Source organism: Buttiauxella izardii (assembly GCF_003601925.1).
Classification (GTDB): Bacteria; Pseudomonadota; Gammaproteobacteria; order Enterobacterales; family Enterobacteriaceae; genus Buttiauxella; species Buttiauxella izardii.
Map to the genome: position 1 here is coordinate 1 of NZ_QZWH01000010.1, position 16,003 is coordinate 16,003.

The 16,003-nt window shown below is 48.3% G+C and carries 17 protein-coding genes and 1 pseudogene; 9 read left to right on the forward strand and 9 right to left on the reverse strand.

From position 1 onward, the window contains the following. Positions 1 to 2,727 (forward strand): Ig-like domain-containing protein (locus tag D6029_RS06550; RefSeq protein WP_120063991.1); only part of this gene is annotated, 2,727 nt, incomplete at its 5' end. A gap of 12 nt (positions 2,728 to 2,739) precedes the next feature. Here D6029_RS06550 and D6029_RS06555 read toward each other — a convergent pair. Together D6029_RS06555 and D6029_RS06560 are read right to left on the reverse strand one after the other, a co-directional pair. Further along, positions 2,740 to 3,690 carry a hypothetical protein gene (locus D6029_RS06555; protein WP_120063992.1) on the reverse strand — a complete coding sequence of 317 codons (951 nt, stop codon included), beginning with the start codon at positions 3,688 to 3,690 and terminating at the stop codon, positions 2,740 to 2,742. Between the two features lie 159 nt (positions 3,691 to 3,849). Next, complete coding sequence (locus tag D6029_RS06560) at positions 3,850 to 5,034, reverse strand: OmpP1/FadL family transporter (RefSeq protein WP_120063993.1); 1,185 nt, start codon at positions 5,032 to 5,034, stop codon at positions 3,850 to 3,852. A 440-nt stretch (positions 5,035 to 5,474) separates the two neighbouring features. Here D6029_RS06560 and D6029_RS06565 point away from each other — a divergent pair, with 440 nt between their 5' ends. Both D6029_RS06565 and D6029_RS06570 read left to right on the forward strand, forming a co-directional pair. Continuing rightward, positions 5,475 to 6,998, forward strand: coding sequence for a DUF1254 domain-containing protein (locus D6029_RS06565; protein WP_120063994.1), 1,524 nt, complete (start codon positions 5,475 to 5,477; stop codon positions 6,996 to 6,998). A 52-nt stretch (positions 6,999 to 7,050) separates the two neighbouring features. After that, a complete protein-coding gene (locus D6029_RS06570) occupies positions 7,051 to 8,469 on the forward strand; it encodes a DUF1254 domain-containing protein (RefSeq protein WP_120063995.1) in 1,419 nt (472 codons plus the stop codon). Between the two features lie 159 nt (positions 8,470 to 8,628). Here the strand turns inward: D6029_RS06570 and D6029_RS06575 are convergent, their stop codons facing one another. The 5 genes and pseudogenes from D6029_RS06575 to D6029_RS06595 form a co-directional block, all read right to left on the reverse strand. Beyond that, entirely contained in the window at positions 8,629 to 9,168 is a 540-nt protein-coding gene (locus D6029_RS06575) for a DUF2058 domain-containing protein (RefSeq protein WP_120063996.1), read from the reverse strand. Between the two features lie 74 nt (positions 9,169 to 9,242). Beyond that, positions 9,243 to 9,674 (reverse strand): hypothetical protein, encoded by a 432-nt coding sequence (locus tag D6029_RS06580; RefSeq protein WP_120063997.1) that lies wholly within the window; start codon positions 9,672 to 9,674, stop codon positions 9,243 to 9,245. Between the two features lie 5 nt (positions 9,675 to 9,679). Then, positions 9,680 to 9,946, reverse strand: coding sequence for an ash family protein (locus D6029_RS06585; RefSeq protein WP_120063998.1), 267 nt, complete (start codon positions 9,944 to 9,946; stop codon positions 9,680 to 9,682). A gap of 585 nt (positions 9,947 to 10,531) precedes the next feature. Continuing rightward, a pseudogene (xisR, locus tag D6029_RS06590) lies at positions 10,532 to 10,783 on the reverse strand (excisionase family protein). A 65-nt stretch (positions 10,784 to 10,848) separates the two neighbouring features. After that, on the reverse strand, positions 10,849 to 11,076 hold the full coding sequence (locus D6029_RS06595; RefSeq protein WP_120064059.1) for an excisionase family protein: 228 nt from the start codon (positions 11,074 to 11,076) through the stop codon (positions 10,849 to 10,851). 539 nt (positions 11,077 to 11,615) lie between these two features. Here D6029_RS06595 and D6029_RS06600 point away from each other — a divergent pair. After that, positions 11,616 to 12,059 carry a hypothetical protein gene (locus D6029_RS06600; RefSeq protein WP_120063999.1) on the forward strand — a complete coding sequence of 148 codons (444 nt, stop codon included), beginning with the start codon at positions 11,616 to 11,618 and terminating at the stop codon, positions 12,057 to 12,059. 116 nt (positions 12,060 to 12,175) lie between these two features. Here the strand turns inward: D6029_RS06600 and D6029_RS06605 are convergent, their stop codons facing one another. Then, complete coding sequence (locus D6029_RS06605; RefSeq protein ID WP_120064000.1) at positions 12,176 to 13,159, reverse strand: hypothetical protein; 984 nt, start codon at positions 13,157 to 13,159, stop codon at positions 12,176 to 12,178. A 159-nt stretch (positions 13,160 to 13,318) separates the two neighbouring features. After that, positions 13,319 to 13,507, reverse strand: a complete 189-nt coding sequence (locus D6029_RS06610; RefSeq protein WP_120064001.1) for a hypothetical protein — start codon at positions 13,505 to 13,507, stop codon at positions 13,319 to 13,321. Between the two features lie 105 nt (positions 13,508 to 13,612). On the opposite strand from D6029_RS06610, the gene D6029_RS06615 reads away from it, so the two are divergent. The 5 genes from D6029_RS06615 (at position 13,613) to bamE (ending at position 15,982) form a co-directional block, all read left to right on the forward strand. Then, a complete protein-coding gene (locus D6029_RS06615) occupies positions 13,613 to 13,804 on the forward strand; it encodes a helix-turn-helix transcriptional regulator (RefSeq protein ID WP_120064002.1) in 192 nt (63 codons plus the stop codon). A 759-nt stretch (positions 13,805 to 14,563) separates the two neighbouring features. Further along, entirely contained in the window at positions 14,564 to 14,884 is a 321-nt protein-coding gene (locus D6029_RS06620; RefSeq protein ID WP_120064003.1) for a hypothetical protein, read from the forward strand. 16 nt (positions 14,885 to 14,900) lie between these two features. After that, positions 14,901 to 15,128: a hypothetical protein gene (locus tag D6029_RS06625; RefSeq protein WP_120064004.1), complete on the forward strand. Its 228-nt coding sequence runs from the start codon at positions 14,901 to 14,903 to the stop codon at positions 15,126 to 15,128. Positions 15,129 to 15,155: 27 nt separating this feature from the next. After that, positions 15,156 to 15,539, forward strand: coding sequence for a hypothetical protein (locus D6029_RS06630; protein ID WP_120064005.1), 384 nt, complete (start codon positions 15,156 to 15,158; stop codon positions 15,537 to 15,539). A 14-nt stretch (positions 15,540 to 15,553) separates the two neighbouring features. Then, positions 15,554 to 15,982: an outer membrane protein assembly factor BamE domain-containing protein gene (gene bamE, locus D6029_RS06635; RefSeq protein WP_208642670.1), complete on the forward strand. Its 429-nt coding sequence runs from the start codon at positions 15,554 to 15,556 to the stop codon at positions 15,980 to 15,982. The last annotated feature ends 21 nt before the right edge of the window (positions 15,983 to 16,003 follow it).

Sequence of the window (16,003 nt, forward strand, 5' to 3'; positions counted from 1 at the left end):
CCATCGGTGATGCCGATGCAGACGCTGACGGATTCCGTGATGCCAGTGTCAAACCTGACGCCGTCGGTGATGCCGATGCAAACACTCACGGATTCGGTTATGCCAGTGTCAAACCTGACGCCATCGGTGATGCCGATGTCAGATCTGACGCTGTCGACGAAGATAACCATAGATTCGCTCGAACCCATTGAAACTCCGGATTCAAATGAGACTTCCGGTTCTGTCACGCATGTGAATGGCGGCAGTCATTCGCCAGATGGATTCGATGTTCAGAACGGAAATATTACGGCGATTGGTTCAAATGTGCATATCTGGTTGAGCGATGGCGATACCCGGCCCGAGTGCGCCAATCCTGACGATCAGATTAATTATTACCATGATGGCAACCCGAAAGGTGATGGGGCGCATACGGATGTTTTTGTGGCGCACCCAGGCAGTGGATATACCACTCACCAGGGCGGAAACCAGCCAATTGATATTCAGCAGTATTTGAATGCTATTCACGGGGATGGGCAGCAAGCGGCTGGCAGTGGGCATTCGGATTACATTTTCCTGCCAGATAGAACAGGGCTGGACGATACCTACACCAACACGCAGGGCAACAGTAACAACGCCAATGTTAACGTAAACACGCTGGATAATATTTCCATTGGCGGCAGCAATGGTGTTGATCATAACCTGAGTTTATCGGGCGTGAACGGTATCGAAGGGATCATCTTTGGCGATGGTTCCCAGCCTTACCTGGCCAATAATCAGCGCACTGAGATAACGTCTACGCACGCGCCAGTAGGTGAGCCAGAAGCCATGGTTAGCGGCACCGTCAGTGGTGATGTTGAAGCCGGTGACTCCGTTGATTTGCTGGTCAATGATCACATCTATCATGGCACGGTAGTGGAATTGGCTGACGGCCATTTGGGCTACCACATTGCCGTAAAAGTCGCCGATATCAATGCCGGACACGAGGTTCATGCCACTTTAACGGCAACAGACGAAGCGGGTAATCCGTTCACCGCAACAGCAGATCACACCTTCAATGTTGATGACGCCTCCGAGGGCAGCACCGAACTTGATGCCAGTACGGCTGCGAATGTTGATCTGGTTATTGACCCAGTGACGGGTGATGACGTCATCAATCACCATGAAAGCCAGGACAAGACCACCGATGTTAGCGGGACAGTGACGGGGGATGCCAGAGAAGGTGACGATGTCGTGGTGACGGTTGGTGGGGTTTCCTATGGCGGCCATCTGTTTATGCAAAACAGCGGTGAGCTGGGTTTCAGGATCCCCGTAAGTACCGGTTATTTAGTTGCAGGACAGGGCGTTCACGTTCAGGTCACGACCACGGATGAAGCGGGTAATACCAAGATCTTAATGGAACAAGATCATACGGTTAAGATTGACCTTGGTGCAGACGCCACGATCACTATCGATAACACCAACCCCGATGTGATCATGGATGAGGATGGCCATTCGACTTCCATGATTACAGGCGGAGTCAGCGGCGAAGCCAGGGTGGGGAATATTGTGCATTTGAATGTTCACGACAATGACTACACCGGCACGGTTGTTGATTTGGGTGACGGGCATTTGGGTTACCGTATTCCGGTAAATACAGGGGATTTGGCAGCTGGATACTCTATCCGTGCCAGAATCGATGTCACTGATAATGCAGGGAATACCACCACGGCAACGGCTGAGCATGCGATTACGCAAGACGTACCGGCCAGCGCTCCAACGCATAACGATGACGCAATCACGCATGACGCTCCAGTTGCCATGGAAAATCCCAATCCTGTCACTCATGTGAATGGGGGGAGCGGCTCTCCAGATGGCTTCGATGTTCAGGAGGGTAAAATTGTCGCAGTGGGTTCGAACGTGCATTTGTGGATCAGTGAAGGGGATTTAATCCCCAAATGCGCGAATCCTGATGAACAGATAAAGCACTACGGCAATAATAATGGTGGCGGCAACCCGCAGGGCGATGGATCTCATACTGATATTTTTGTGGTTCACCAGGGCAGCGGCTATTTGCAAGATGGCTCTCATCGAGAGTTGAATGCCATTAACGGAACGACGCAGCAAGTTGATAGTGGGCATAAAGACTATATTTTCGTGCAGGACGGAACCGAGTCTGATTACCACTTCTCATTTGGTAGCAATAACAATGCGAATAGCAACGTCAACACGCTGGAAAATGTCTCGGTGACAGGCACCAATAATGACGCAGGCCAGGGGTTGCATCTGCAAGGGGTAAACCATATCGAAGGCATTATTTTCGGGGATGGTAGCGCCCACACAGCGAATGATAGCCGCACGTCTATTGTTCACTCTGACTCACATCTCGAGGGAACCCAGACGCCGCCGGATGTCGATCACCATGCCCTGGCTAATTTGATAGAAAATACCGATAACATCTTCCATGCAGCTCCGTCGCCAGAGACCACCCTGCATCGTGAAATCTCGGCGGCTCCGGGTTGGCAACCTGAGCATCCGAGTGTTGGCGATACGGCTGAAAAGGTTAATTTAAGTGACCTGGCGCATGAACTTGAGAATGGCACGGATATCACAAGCCTGATTAAAGGTGCGGGGCAAGGTTCAGGAGAAGTGGCGCACACGGTGGCAGATGCGCATATCGTTTCGCCAGTGATGTCGGAACCTGCGGTAATAGATAGCGTGGCACACTCTTCATTTGACCATTTATTGGCTAAACCAGAGCATCACTATTAACCCGATTTTGACTTAAAAACTCATTGCCAGGCCGATACCGTAACCCGTGGTGTTATCTCCAAACATGTAACGCGCAACCAGGCGGGTGCGCGTGACAAAAACATGATATTCGCTGCTATCAAGTTCCAGGCCCAGCCCCACCGATGACAAGCTATTAAAGCCCAGTTGCCCGCGTTGTTCGCCGAGATATTCCGTGTGAGCACCTTCCAGAACGTAGCGCAGCGGTTTTTTCAGGAGCGTCCAGTCGGAAATCGGCGCACGGCGGCGCAGGTAAATGCCGAGGTTTTCGGCGCTTGCCTGGCCCTGAACGGATTTTGAGGTGCTGCCAAAAGATTGCAGGCTCATGGCGGAGTAGCGCAGCTCAATATCAATATCCTGCGGTTTGGAAAATAACTCATAATCGAGCATCAACGCGCCGCCGAGGCCATACGCATTGAGCCGCCCGCCGTCCAGAAACTTAAAGTCGTCGTCCAGGCGTTTTTCCACCACGTAAGTGCCGATGCGCAAATCGCTCGCCATAGTGCCTAACATCACATTGCCAATCGGGCGCAAGACCAGCTTTCCGCCCCATTGATCGGTGTACAAATGAAAGTCCCAGCCAATGCCGCCGGTGGCCGTCAGGCTGTTCCATCGGGTAGGGATTTTGCGGGTTTCTTCACCGTTGGACAGTACAAATTGAGGGTCATAACGGCTGTAACTCATGGCCCCTTCGAGGTAAATCGGGAAGCTTTGGCTGAGCGTGGCGCCGCCGCCAAATTGGGTCATCGTCAGCGCGTTATTCTCGTTTGAGCCGCTATCGACATTCAGGTCGCTGGCGGTGACATCGGGCACCACTGTGTAACTCATGAGGCTGAGTACGGCGTCAGCACGATGTTTAAGGCGGCTGCCGTCTAAAGCAAAACAAAGCGGGCTGGCGAACAGTGCGGCCAGGACAATGAAAGTGCCAGGAAACGGAATTGTCATAAGTTACTCATCGCCTCCTGATTGCTGAGAAATTTAGCGTTTGTCTTTGTCGGATGACGCTGCGCTTATCCGACCTACGGGCTGGGTTTTGTAGGGTGGATAAGCGCCAGTGTCATCCACCGTTTACCCCGCTCGTGGGCGTTACACCGGGCTTTAATTTTAGAACTGATAACTGTAGTTCACGCTCGCAAACCAAAGATAAGGATGGTCATAGCTTCCTTTTAGGGTCTCTGGTGTCTGGGTTTTGGATGACTGCATATGCAGATATTCCACGGCAAACCCAATGTTGCTGGCCTGGGTTAACTGATACTGTGCGCCAGTCGCGAAGCGCCATTCATCGCCCGTTGGGATAGTCATCGCGACATTGCCCTGGTCTTTATACGGCGTGCTGTCAAATGCCACACCCGCATTCAAGCGCCAGACATCGGTCGGACGATACTGCACACCCAGCGCCGTGTGCCAGGTGTCTTTCATACGGCTGGATTTATCCAGCGGCTGGCCGACAACGGTAACTTGCGGTGCGCCAAATCGGCTCCAGTCCTGCCAGCCTAAATCCCCCATTACCGACCACTGTTTATTAATGTCATGCACCAGGCTCAACATAATTTGTTGCGGCGCATAGACTTGCGCGGTCAGTGGCAGGTCATATTGCACGTTTGGCAGGTTCGGGAAACGCGCTTTACCGTCGATGCTGAAATCGTATTTAGTTTCACTATTCCAGGTCACGCCCGCGCGCGTCTGGTCGGTTAACTGCATCAATAAACCCAGGCGGTAGCTCATCGCCCAGTCGTGATCTTTTTGCTTCTCGTCGGCACCATCGACATTGCGGGTGAGCGACAGGAAACCGTAGTTAATATTGGCAGACGCGCCCACGGACACGCGGTCACTCAATTTATAGGCCAGAGAAGGGCTGAGGGTCATCGCCAGCAGGGCGCTCTTCTTGATCAGGCGGTCGCCTTCCCAGTTGCCAAAATCCACCCCCAAACCGTAGTTGCCATACATCCCGATACCCGCATACAGGTCGTCATTAATTTTCTGGCTATAGAACCCGCTGGCATTGGGCATCACGTCCAGGACATTGCCAGGACTGCGCTGTGAAGAATCATCCAGTTGGTAATTGATATCGCCGCCCAGCGCTTGCAGGCCGCCGGTCACCATATGGTCGGGCAGACGCGTCATGCCTGCGGGGTTGGTCACGATGGTGGACGCATCTCCCGCACGCGCGGCTTGCCCGGCACCCGCAAGCGCGGTGTCTTCTGTACCGATTTCATAAAAATAGAGCGCGCTAGCATGGGTGAGCGAAGAGAGTAAAAGCCCGGAGCAGAGGATGGCGATTTTCTTCATTGGCCTGCTGCCTTGCTCTTATTAAGAGTCGGTGTCGGTTGGTTCATTATTATCTCCATCTTTACCAGGGGTGTTGAATCGCCATGCTCAGGATGTTTCGGAATATGACAAATATAGATGCAGTTGCTTCAAAGCGTTGAGTTTCTTCAGGCTAAAAAGAGGGAATAAGCATCCGCGCAAATTTTTGAGGGCGCGAGGTTACTGAATCGAGGGGTTTTAAAGGGGGCAATAAGTGCTTTGGGGAATGAAGAACCGTTTAAAATTAAATGTATTTTTTAAAATTCTTAAACGGATTTGCAGGAACACTGTGCAATGCTTAATAACCGACAGACATAGCAATACAGTGAGTGCGGATATTTTGTCCCGCAGGTTAAAACTCTATTAGCAGCTACACTGGAACTATAAATTTATCGTCATTCATCATTTCTTTGAGAGATAACATGGCTTTAACGCGCAGAGAATTTTATAAACTCGCCTTGGGTTCAGCAGTAGGCCTGGCCGTTCTTAAGCACTCCTCCCTGGCACTTGCGGATTCACGCCAACTCCCCATTTCTTTAAAGCAAGGCGCTGGTGATAAAGGGGAAACGCTGGGTGGGCTTCCGCCTGCGAATTCCACCTGTTCGGTCACTGACTTTGATTATCAAATCAAGTACCAGCGGGCTTTCGAAGCGGTGTTGTGCTACATGCCTGCGGTTGCGATTTACAGTTTTCGCCGCGCGGCATTTGAAAATTTGGGGCTAAAAGATAATGACATTATTGCCTACTCAGCCCCGGCAACCCCTAAGCTTGAAGCCATTACTGCCAACAGCACCACGCCTTATATCACCGCTTTTACCGACTTGCGCAACGGGCCGGTTGTTCTGGAATTACCCGCAGCGGGAAGGGATGGCAGCCTGTACGGGCAGATTGTGGATGCCTGGCAATTCACCATTGCCGACGTTGGCCCGGCGGGGCTTGATAAGGGCAAAGGCGGTAAGTTTTTATTAACTCCACCAGGCTATAAAGAGGCCGTGCCGCCGGGTTATATCCATATTCCGTCGCCTAATTACCGCGTTGCCTTCGCTTTCCGTTCCGTACCTGTTGCCGGCAAAACGGCGCAAGATGCTTACCATTATTCGAAACGCCTGCGGATGTACTCTTTATCGCAAGCGGGTTCACCGCCCACGCAGCGCTTTGTCGACCCCATTAATGACCGTTACCCGACGCTGCCGTATTACGATGAGCGACATTTCAAAGATCTGCATGCGATAGCCAGCGTAGAGCCTGTCCGGGAACAGGACAAAATCATGATGGGCATGCTTTCTTCGCTGGGTATTAAGCAAGGCGAGGCTTTTAATCCCGACGAGAAAACCATAAAAGCATTACGTCAGGCGGCCATTGATGCCTGGTTTTATCTGCAAAACTGGTTCGATAATATTCCAAAAGACAAGCTGTACTGGTCTGACAGGCATTATGCGTCTCTGCTAATGGCAGATAAAAATAAAACATTCACCTTCGTCTACGACGATAAGACTGACATTATTGAACGGGCCGCAGAGTATTTCTGGTGTACTTACATGCCGAAAGAACTGACTGACTCCCCAGCCACACAATATTTAATGTCGATGGCGGATAATAATGGCAACCTGCTCGAAGCGGGTAAGCTCTATAAAATTAATATCCCCGCAAAAATGCCAGTTAAACAATTCTGGGCATTAACCGTTTATAACCGCGACACCATGTCCTTTATTTACAGCCCATCAGAAAGAACCACCTTGTCCTCGTATGACCTGGAAAAAATGAAAAAAGAGGCCGATGGCAGCGTCAATATTTACGTCGGGCCGCAAGCCCCTCAGGAACTGGAAAATAACTGGATACCCACCAGTGGGAAGCGTCCATTACCGGCGATGCGCTTTTATGGCCCAACTGAAGAACTCAATAACAAAACGTTTAAGTTGAATGACTTCGAGTTAGTCAGCCTGTGATTCATGTAAAACCCAGACATGACCGAACATTTTTAGCCGAAAGGAAACATCCATGATTAGTCTAAAACCCTTAGCCAAAGCGCTGCTGCTAACCGGGTTGCTCGGTGCCTCTTCCTTCACGCTGGCACAAACCCAGGCGCAGACCTGGCATGATCCATTGCTCACATTGCAGGGCACGCCGGACGTGGTTAATAAAGGCCTTGATGTTGACGGTTACAGCTCGGCAATTTCTGCCTGGAGCTGGGGATATCCGATCGTGCGCATGGAACAAGTGGTGCGTGATTACACCAACGTGCCGTCACCCAAACCGGCAACCAGCTACCGCGCCCAACTGAATCAGATTGGCTGGGCGACAGAACTTGCGACACCTGACGCAAAAGATATGCCGACCGCCAACAACGACACGCTGTATATGAGCGCAGTGGTCAAGCTGGATGAGCCTTACATCCTCACCGTTCCTGATACGCAGGATCGCTATTACGTGGTTGATGTATTCGACATGTGGCAGGAGCTGGAGCATTACATCGGCAGAAGAACCACCGGTACGCAGGCGGGGAAATTCGTTTTAGTCCCACCAGGCTGGAAAGGTGAGCTGCCCGCTGATGCGAAAGTCCTGAATGTTTCGACCAACAAAATCTGGCTGTGGGGGCGTTTGCGCGTCAAGCAGGGCGAAGACATGGCCCCTCTGCACAAGCTACAAAATGAATTTAAGCTGACTTCGCTGAGCGGAAAAGTGTATTCCGACACACTGCCGCCGCTGCCTGAATTGAAAAATGACGGCCTTGATTTCTTCCGTCTGTTAGCCGCAGCGCTAAAAGAAAACCCGGTTAAACCTGAAGATAAAGGTTTATTCGGCCAGTTCAGCCGAATTGGCCTGACCGACAGCGGATTCAATCCTGAACATGTGCCGCAGGTGATGATTGATGGCGTGAAGCGTGGCCTGGCGGATGCGCCAAACGTAGCGGCTTCAACGTTGACCAGCACCTCCGAAGACCGAAACGGCTGGAGTTACGTGCGGGGGCTGGATTCCTTTGGCTATAACTACCCATTGCGCGCGCTGGTTTCCGGGCCGTATCTCGGTGGACAAGGTGAAAAAGAAGCCGTTTACCCGATTCGCTATAACGACAGCGAGAATCAGCCGCTGACAGGGGCGAATAATTACACCATCAAGCTGCCGAGCGAGCCGCCGGTGAACGCGTTCTGGTCAATCACCATGTACGATGCCAAAACTAAAATGCTCGTTAACAATGAGCTAAATCGCTACAAAGTAGGCACCGACACGGAAGGACTAGTTAAGGGAAGCGATGGCAGTATCACTATCTCGCTTAGCCACAAAAAACCTACCGATCCGAAGGTAAATTGGTTACCGGCACCTGAGGGTAATTTCTACCTGCTGTTCCGTATGTACCAGCCGAAGGATGCCGTCATGAAGAATGAATGGAAGCTCCCGCAGGTGACAAAAAGTCAGTAAAAATAACCGGTTGTAGGTCGGATAAGCGCGAGCGTCATCCGACAACACTGCAATAAAAGGGCAACAGGTAAAACCGTTGCCCTTTTATTTTTTTGCAGCATCTGCTTTAAGCCGAATATTCAATCTCTACCTGACACGATAATTACCTGAGCGGAAGGATTACCACATCAGATCGTCAGGCACGACGAAATCTGCATACGGATCTTCTTCGTCTTTAGTTTCCTGGCTCTGTTCGCAACTTAATACAATGCTGCCTGGATCGCGCTGGGCAATTTTATCGGCCACGATAGATGGGATAATGGCGTATTCGCCTTCAGGTTTACTATCAGTCACCAGACGAGCAATGGCGAGACGGCCACTGATCAGCTGAGCCTGAGTTGTTTTATCCACATCTATTTTTTTAATCAGATTATTATCAGTGAAGTTGTAAGCAATATTCCCTTTTGAAATGACGATTCGGTTCATTTCAATAAGTTGTTTTACTTGAGCCTTATATTCTTTCGATAAAGCCGCTTGCTTTTGTTGTTCGCTTAATTGCTTATCACGTTCGATTTGCGCTTTTTTATTTTCTTCTACGGCTTCTCTTGCCTCACGAGCCTGAACGCGTGATTTTTTAGCCGTTCTCTGCACCTTAGCGACTTTTTTACTGCTGACTAAGCCAGCTTTGAGCATCTGCTCTTGTAATGTGAGTTTTGTCATTTTCGTTTCAGAAACCTATGAAATAGTGCCTGGGATTATACCTGCAATTGTAGAGGCTGTGCCAGACAACCGACTTAACCACGCACAAAGCGCGGCGCCTGTAGATCCTCGACCATTTCATTGATCAACTCAAACAACATGTCGGTTAAAGCGCGATTCACTTCCTCCGTATGGGCGCGGCTTAACAATGTTTGGGTAAGCGCATGGCAATACTGGCGCTGAATTTCTGAATCGCCATTCACTTGCACTATGACACCTTTTTCAGCGGTGAGGCTTTCGACCAGATAAGCGGGCAGCGGTTGTGTAAAGGTTGTTTTCAACACGTCCAGGCAATGCGCGATTCGCCCGCAAAGCGCCAGTTGTTCGGTTTCTGATTCAGATTCGATCAGTTCGTCGGCAAGGGACTCGCAAACGTCGAGCAGTTGGAAGAGATCCATGCTGGTGGTGATTGGGGAAAGCAGGGCGCTGTAAGGTTGCGGCTGAGAAATATTTTGAGCTGATGTCATGATGATTATCTCCGTGTGTGATCAATGTCATCACCACCGGAGTTTCCACGCTCATGGGTGGTGACGCTAATGAGGGTGGAAATACCGGACACAACGGAAACCGGCCAACCATAAGGTTGCCTCACCAGCGACACCATTGATAAGGATAAAGGTGTGATGGTGCTGCGACAATAGAAAACTATTGCCGCCGTTGTTATATCCGGGTTTCCACTCCCGACACCAGATTTTGCTGGTGCACAGGAAGAATACGCCCGTAGGTTTTCAGGTGACAAGTAGAATTATGGAGTTTGCAGCGTTGCATTTCTGAGCTGCGAGGTGCTACGCAAAATACAGATAATGTCGGAAGACGCTGCGCTTTTCCGACCTACAAAAACGTTGTGCAACAAAAAGATGGGAGTTCAGTGAGCAAGAAGAGAAACTGGTGTGATGAGAGGCTTAAATGGTGCCCTGCAGGAATGAATAATCACTCATAATTCATTGTTTTATATTGATTATATTTTGTTGTTGTTTTAAGGGTACCCCCATATATACCCCCACATGCATTTGTGAACTCTGGTTCTGGCTGTTTTTTGGCATGAATGGCCCTTGGGTTTGTTTGCTTAGCCACACGAGATAATTAGTTAAAACTGTTGGGGAGGGCTACTTTTTTTCACCTGGTCAAAAGTCTTTTAGTGTCATATATACCTGTCACACTTTTCTGAAGGAAGTGCCACAAGATGGAAAGTACCATGTGGCACTTTTCTTCAATAAGTGCCACAAGGAGGCCCGTAGCATGTGGCACTTTTACTGGATAAGTGCCACATGGTTATCACTTCCTAGGCACGGCAATTTAGTATCATCATCGGATGAGTTTTCTCCTACTTAAATTGACGTGGTTTTGCTGGATGCTGTCGCTCCACCCAGTTATCAATTTCGTAACGATTGTAGAGGAAAGGGCTGTTATCACTAGGGTGGCAGTCGCCGGAGTAGTGTCGGTATTCACGCCCCTCCAATCATGATTTGTTGCGAGCTGACTTGATGGCATTCTTCGTCAAACCAGTTATAGCCATCAATACTTCTTCTGAAACCCACTTGTTGGGCACCAGTTGGATTGTGTTCTTTTCTGTCACATAAACCCCTTTAACCTAGTAAACAAAATCCATCATTAAGCGTAAGAATTGCCTCAAACGCGAAATCAATTCCTGGGCTGCTTTTTAATCTGTGACTCAATCCACTTATTTATAGCTTCGATGTTATACATGCATTCACTGGTAGGCTTTGGCTCTCCCTCCGGTGATACATGCAGATACTCCCGCCCCTGCATCCAGGATGTTTTGCGTGCCCGACGAATCGTCCCTTCACGCAGGCCAGTAATTGCGATCAGCACAGTTTCAGTGACCCATTTGTTTGGCGCCAGCTGTATAAATTTATCCTCAGCCACAGAACAACCTCACTTCCAGTTTTTGTGTCTTCGATGCTAACTCACAAATCACCATCGTTATTGGAGTTGCGTTTCCTTTCCTGAATCTTATGTGGGATTTGATGCGGTGCGGAGAAACCATGTGATGAAGAGATTTTCTATATATACAGAAAAGTGCCTGATTTCTTGGGATAACGGGATAACTTTAAAATATATTATTAATATCAATTGCTTATTGTTTTAGATTTATCCCAAGGTTATCCCATTTATCCCAAAAAATGGCGAGTTATCCCATGATTTATGCGCAAAGCCTCGCTCAAACAACTGCAGGTGCTTCGCCATTTTTATCAATGAAATCAACTGACTCAAAATTGCGCCTCCCTTAAACACGGCCTTTTCCGTGGAAACCTGTATGGAAACCTCACGCGTACTTGTCCCGAAACCCCGACTGGCAAGGCTTGCATGACCACCAGCATTAAGATGTATAACAGCGTTATACAGTAGTACACTTATGTCTACCTATCAGCTATCGAGATTCACCCATGAGTAAATCAACATTAGTGGCCTTCCGCATTCCAGCAGAGCTACACGATACTTTTGCTATGGCAGTAGCTGAAGCTGGCACCGATAAAACGGCATGGCTCATTGACGCGGTACGCCAGAAACTAAACCAGCCGGACAGTAACCCTGATTCTCGTATGCTCGTGCTGGTGGAGCGAATGGAAGTGGCTGCTTCAGCTCTGGCTGGAGGCAAACAAGGGATACCAGCACAACCATACAATGAACCGGCTGTGCTCCAGATTGTGGCGGACACCATCAGGGAAGGTCTGGACAATGGGCGCATTATCGCAGAACGACTTAATGATGCCGGGTATCAGACTAAAATGGGGAAAGCATGGGACAAGGATATCTATAGCGCGTGGAAACGACAGGGTAATCATGCTGACTTGATTTCATCATTGAGGGAAAAATCTAGCGAACTTTAAATTACTAGAAATCCCCAATACCCTTTGGGGTTTGGGGAAGTGTTTTTACTCTCTTTGAATATCTTTGATTACCTTTGAATAACCTTGATAAACCTTGATGTGTAAGAAGTGATTAATTAATAATCATCTTCGCGGTCAATAGCCTTTGCAGTCTCAAGGCCTATAGCATTTTCAAGTAATTTTCTGCAGTAAGAGTCTCGTTCACTTTCCAAAGCAAACCATCTTGATGTTTTGGTTGTATGTGGCCGATAACGGAGTCGCATTACTGTGCGAAAATCGGGGGTCTTAATATGCTTGGGGACAATCGCAAAATGGCCATTTTCCTGAAGGTTAAAGCGATTGCTAGACTCTCTTTGTAGCTGCTCGAATAAATCCTCTACGACGTTTCTGCCATACGTTGGGCCCACAATTTCCGCATCGTCAACTGAAGCCTCATAGACATAGCCATAAGCCTCTATCAACCCCATGCTTCTTAGATCTCTCATGCCATCCTGGAATGCTTCAAAACCTGTCGCATCATCATTAAACAGCGCTGAACGAGCAAACCAAGGCCAACTGTACTCATAACCCCAATCTGAGCAGCTAAATACAGACATGACTTCGTTTGCGTATAAATGTGTTAAATCTTGCTTTTGAGCTTTCTTGGTCATCGCAGGTGGCATGCCGCCGTCATTATCCAAGTCATGTATTGAATAAAGTAAAATAAACAAACGCATTAGTTGCACATTATGCATTTGGCGGAGCCTGCGAACCGGCGCTATCTCATCACTGGCACCATCAACAATGGAGTTGGGCAGGAAAATGTAATCATCTTCTAACTCGGATATTTGAATTTTATACTGAGGCCGAGAGCCTGCTCTAACCTGTTCAACCAAACCATTCTCAATCAACAGTAATACAGCATCAGTTGCACGCTTCCTGGTAATTCCGGCATATTCAGCAATTGCGTTGTGACTCCATGATGTGGTCGCGTTGTCCCTACCTGAACCTCTAGCTATAACCAGCAATGAAACCGCGGCATTCAAACTGAGATTGCACGCCATTAAGAACACAGCACGATCAATGATGAAAATACCATCCTTCTTTTTTTCGCCAGCCATGAAAATCCTCAAATGGCGGCGAACAGGTGGATAATTGTGCTAAGAAACACTAAAATATCTCCGTTCGACACCACGTTACTTATGTACATTACGCCCCGGTTTAGCCTGCCAGCTCAGGGGCGTTTCCCTTATTCAAACCCAATGCTATCAATATTCATCTCATCTACGTAGCGTATCTGGTTTCTTCCACTGGTAAGCCGGGCTGGTCATCATGTTCCTGAAGCGGTTACGGTGCGCGATGCTGTCTTGTATCGAGCGGTGTATCTCTCGCTGGTCTGCCGGGGTGAGCTGGTGGCCTTCATGTTCAAGTTTGGCGATAGTGAGTAATTCTATCTCGCGTGGCGTCATAATTATTGTTCCCGGCTGCTGGTAGTAGGCAGAGCAAGGTTAGCACTTGTTGTGACTTTCTATAATTAGCGTGACAAGTACGCGCAAAAATTTAAAGGAGTCGCGATGACATTAAATCAATCTCTCCTGATCGCAGAATCCGAAGTGATGGAAATCCTGTTAATTTCGTCCAGGCAAACTATCTGGAATTACATCAACCATTACGGATTCCCGAAACCGATTCGAACTCGGCCCAAAGCCTACCTCCGGGAAGATGTGGAGCATTGGATCAGAAATGGTGGCGTTAACCAGAAATGACGCAGCAGTTCTAACAATGACGACGTCTGAATGACGCTATACTTTTTTCTTTACGTATCGCGGAGAAAATCGATGCCTTTGTCACTGATGAGAATTGACCAAGTGTGCGCGGTTATAGGCTATAAAAAACCCACCATATACCAATAGATGCGGGAAGGAAAATTCCCTCGGCCGATTAAAATTGGGCGCAGCGCTCGTTGGCCTTCGGACGTAGTAGACTCATGGATTAACGATCGGATAAATGAGAATAAAAATTACGGCTGGATAGCTTGCCAAGCTAGCAGCAGCCTTGAATGAATTACAGCTTTTGACAACCACTACTTGTTGGAACGGCTTTCATCAATCCCTGCACATTCCCTTTTTAGTGGCTCTAAAAACTCACGTGCGCGTGTTGGGCGTGAAAGTCGTCTGCTCGCGTAGTGATGACCGATTAATCTTCCTCGTGTGGTGACCCCAGATAAATCTTCCCGCATTTTAATGCGCCGGCACTCACGTGCGCGTATTGGGCGCGAAACTAACTGGAACAGCATTGGCATTGGGCTGAGCTATCGCATTCCAATGTCTGGTTTTGTGAGGTTCCCTTCACAATATGCGCATCTGCAATATCTCTTTTCTGCGCGAACCAATGTGCGAACTTAGTGCTGATACCATGTTGTGAATTGACCAGACCTACAATTTTTCGTAGGTCATTTTTTGATTTGGATTGAACTTGAAACCTGAAGGCTATGGTAGGGTGATGCGAAAAATAAGGGGGGTTAAATGCGTAGAGTACTTATTGTCGCAGCAGCGAGCCTTTGGCTACTTTCTGGACATGCGATAGCTTTGGATGCGAGTGATTTTTCTGACTTAGAAGGGTATACGGTAGCCAAGATAACCAAAGTAGATGGTGATTTTGAAGGCTGTGAATATGACAAAAAAATCACATTAATCAATGGCTGGACTCTCACTTGTAGTACATACCATTACTCGTATTCGTACTCGCCTCAAGTAGCCATTCTGAGTAGAGATATAGGCTCTGGGTATTCCATCAAGGCTGTAATCGGTGATTATGTTTATGAAATGCAGCCAATAAGAAAATAACAATAGTGAGAATTTAATGAATAAATTAATTGTGTTGCTTCCCTTCCTGCTGGTTGCATGCACTACAACGACAGAGATAAATCGCGGCAATGGTAAAAAGCAATTCTTGATTGCTTGCGGAGCTTCAACCCCTTGGAGTATCTGTTACGACAAGGCCAATGAGGTTTGCCCATCAGGTTATAACGATGTATCAAAATCTGGTGGATTCAACCGCAAAGAATTAACAGTAGAATGCATAAAATAAGAACATTATAAAATTAAGGTGATAGCAATGAAAAAGATTTTGATTACCGCTTTCGTCGCAATAGCGTTAGCTGGTTGCGCCACGAAAGGCACCCGCATTATGAACATTCAGGCAAACTGTGATGCCGTTAGTCCTGAGCCGCAAGACTTCTATAATTTCGTTGCTTGCATGAAGTCTGGCATTGCGCAGGATGAAAAACTGGCATCAACGCCAGTGGTCATTAAGTACGTTACAATGGCAGATCGTCTTTCTGCTCGCGCCCGCGCCGGAGATATCTCTCTTGCAGAAGCGCAATGGGAGCTTGATGGGTATTACCGCCAAGCTAACCCACGCGCCCGCCACCGCCGTGCGCCTAAGCCAGTACAATCCGTTCAGCAACCGGTTCAAGTTGACAAACAAGTACAACAATAAAATTAGAGATAGCTATGAAATATTTAATGATAGCGCTACTTTCACTTTTATTAACCGCGTGCGCGACTGGCGAGAAGATTGGTGATTTGTCACCTGGAATGTCTCGCGAGCAGGTAATACAAACTCTCGGTAAACCTGATGGTGACGCGGTTAATGGTAAGAATGAACTTCTAACTTACTCTAATCGCCTTATGTCAGGATGGAGTTATGATCGAGCCGATTACAAGGTAGTTCTTGAGGATAATAAGGTTGTGCAGTATGGCGCTGATGTAATTCGCCAGGATAATGGCATGGCGGCGGCAAGGGCACTAACGGCACAGCAAAGTCTGTTAATTTGGCAACAGCAGCAAGCTCTGCAAAATCAGTCTTCTTCTGTAGTGCCAAGAAGCACGACGACGAATTGCTTTAAAAATGGCAACAACGTTACATGCAATAGTTATTAGCCATCCTTGGCACTTTGCTTG

Excerpts from the sequence above, each read along its gene's own strand:
- D6029_RS06555 (WP_120063992.1), bottom strand. The coding sequence starts at position 3,690 with ATGACAATTCCGTTTCCTGGCACTTTCATTGTCCTGGCCGCACTGTTC.
- D6029_RS06560 (WP_120063993.1), bottom strand. The coding sequence starts at position 5,034 with ATGAAGAAAATCGCCATCCTCTGCTCCGGGCTTTTACTCTCTTCGCTC.
- D6029_RS06565 (WP_120063994.1), top strand. The coding sequence starts at position 5,475 with ATGGCTTTAACGCGCAGAGAATTTTATAAACTCGCCTTGGGTTCAGCA.
- D6029_RS06570 (WP_120063995.1), top strand. The coding sequence starts at position 7,051 with ATGATTAGTCTAAAACCCTTAGCCAAAGCGCTGCTGCTAACCGGGTTG.
- D6029_RS06575 (WP_120063996.1), bottom strand. The coding sequence starts at position 9,168 with ATGACAAAACTCACATTACAAGAGCAGATGCTCAAAGCTGGCTTAGTC.
- D6029_RS06580 (WP_120063997.1), bottom strand. The coding sequence starts at position 9,674 with ATGACATCAGCTCAAAATATTTCTCAGCCGCAACCTTACAGCGCCCTG.
- D6029_RS06600 (WP_120063999.1), top strand. The coding sequence starts at position 11,616 with ATGAGTAAATCAACATTAGTGGCCTTCCGCATTCCAGCAGAGCTACAC.
- D6029_RS06605 (WP_120064000.1), bottom strand. The coding sequence starts at position 13,159 with ATGGCTGGCGAAAAAAAGAAGGATGGTATTTTCATCATTGATCGTGCT.
- D6029_RS06610 (WP_120064001.1), bottom strand. The coding sequence starts at position 13,507 with ATGACGCCACGCGAGATAGAATTACTCACTATCGCCAAACTTGAACAT.
- D6029_RS06615 (WP_120064002.1), top strand. The coding sequence starts at position 13,613 with ATGACATTAAATCAATCTCTCCTGATCGCAGAATCCGAAGTGATGGAA.
- D6029_RS06620 (WP_120064003.1), top strand. The coding sequence starts at position 14,564 with ATGCGTAGAGTACTTATTGTCGCAGCAGCGAGCCTTTGGCTACTTTCT.
- D6029_RS06625 (WP_120064004.1), top strand. The coding sequence starts at position 14,901 with ATGAATAAATTAATTGTGTTGCTTCCCTTCCTGCTGGTTGCATGCACT.
- D6029_RS06630 (WP_120064005.1), top strand. The coding sequence starts at position 15,156 with ATGAAAAAGATTTTGATTACCGCTTTCGTCGCAATAGCGTTAGCTGGT.
- bamE (WP_208642670.1), top strand. The coding sequence starts at position 15,554 with ATGAAATATTTAATGATAGCGCTACTTTCACTTTTATTAACCGCGTGC.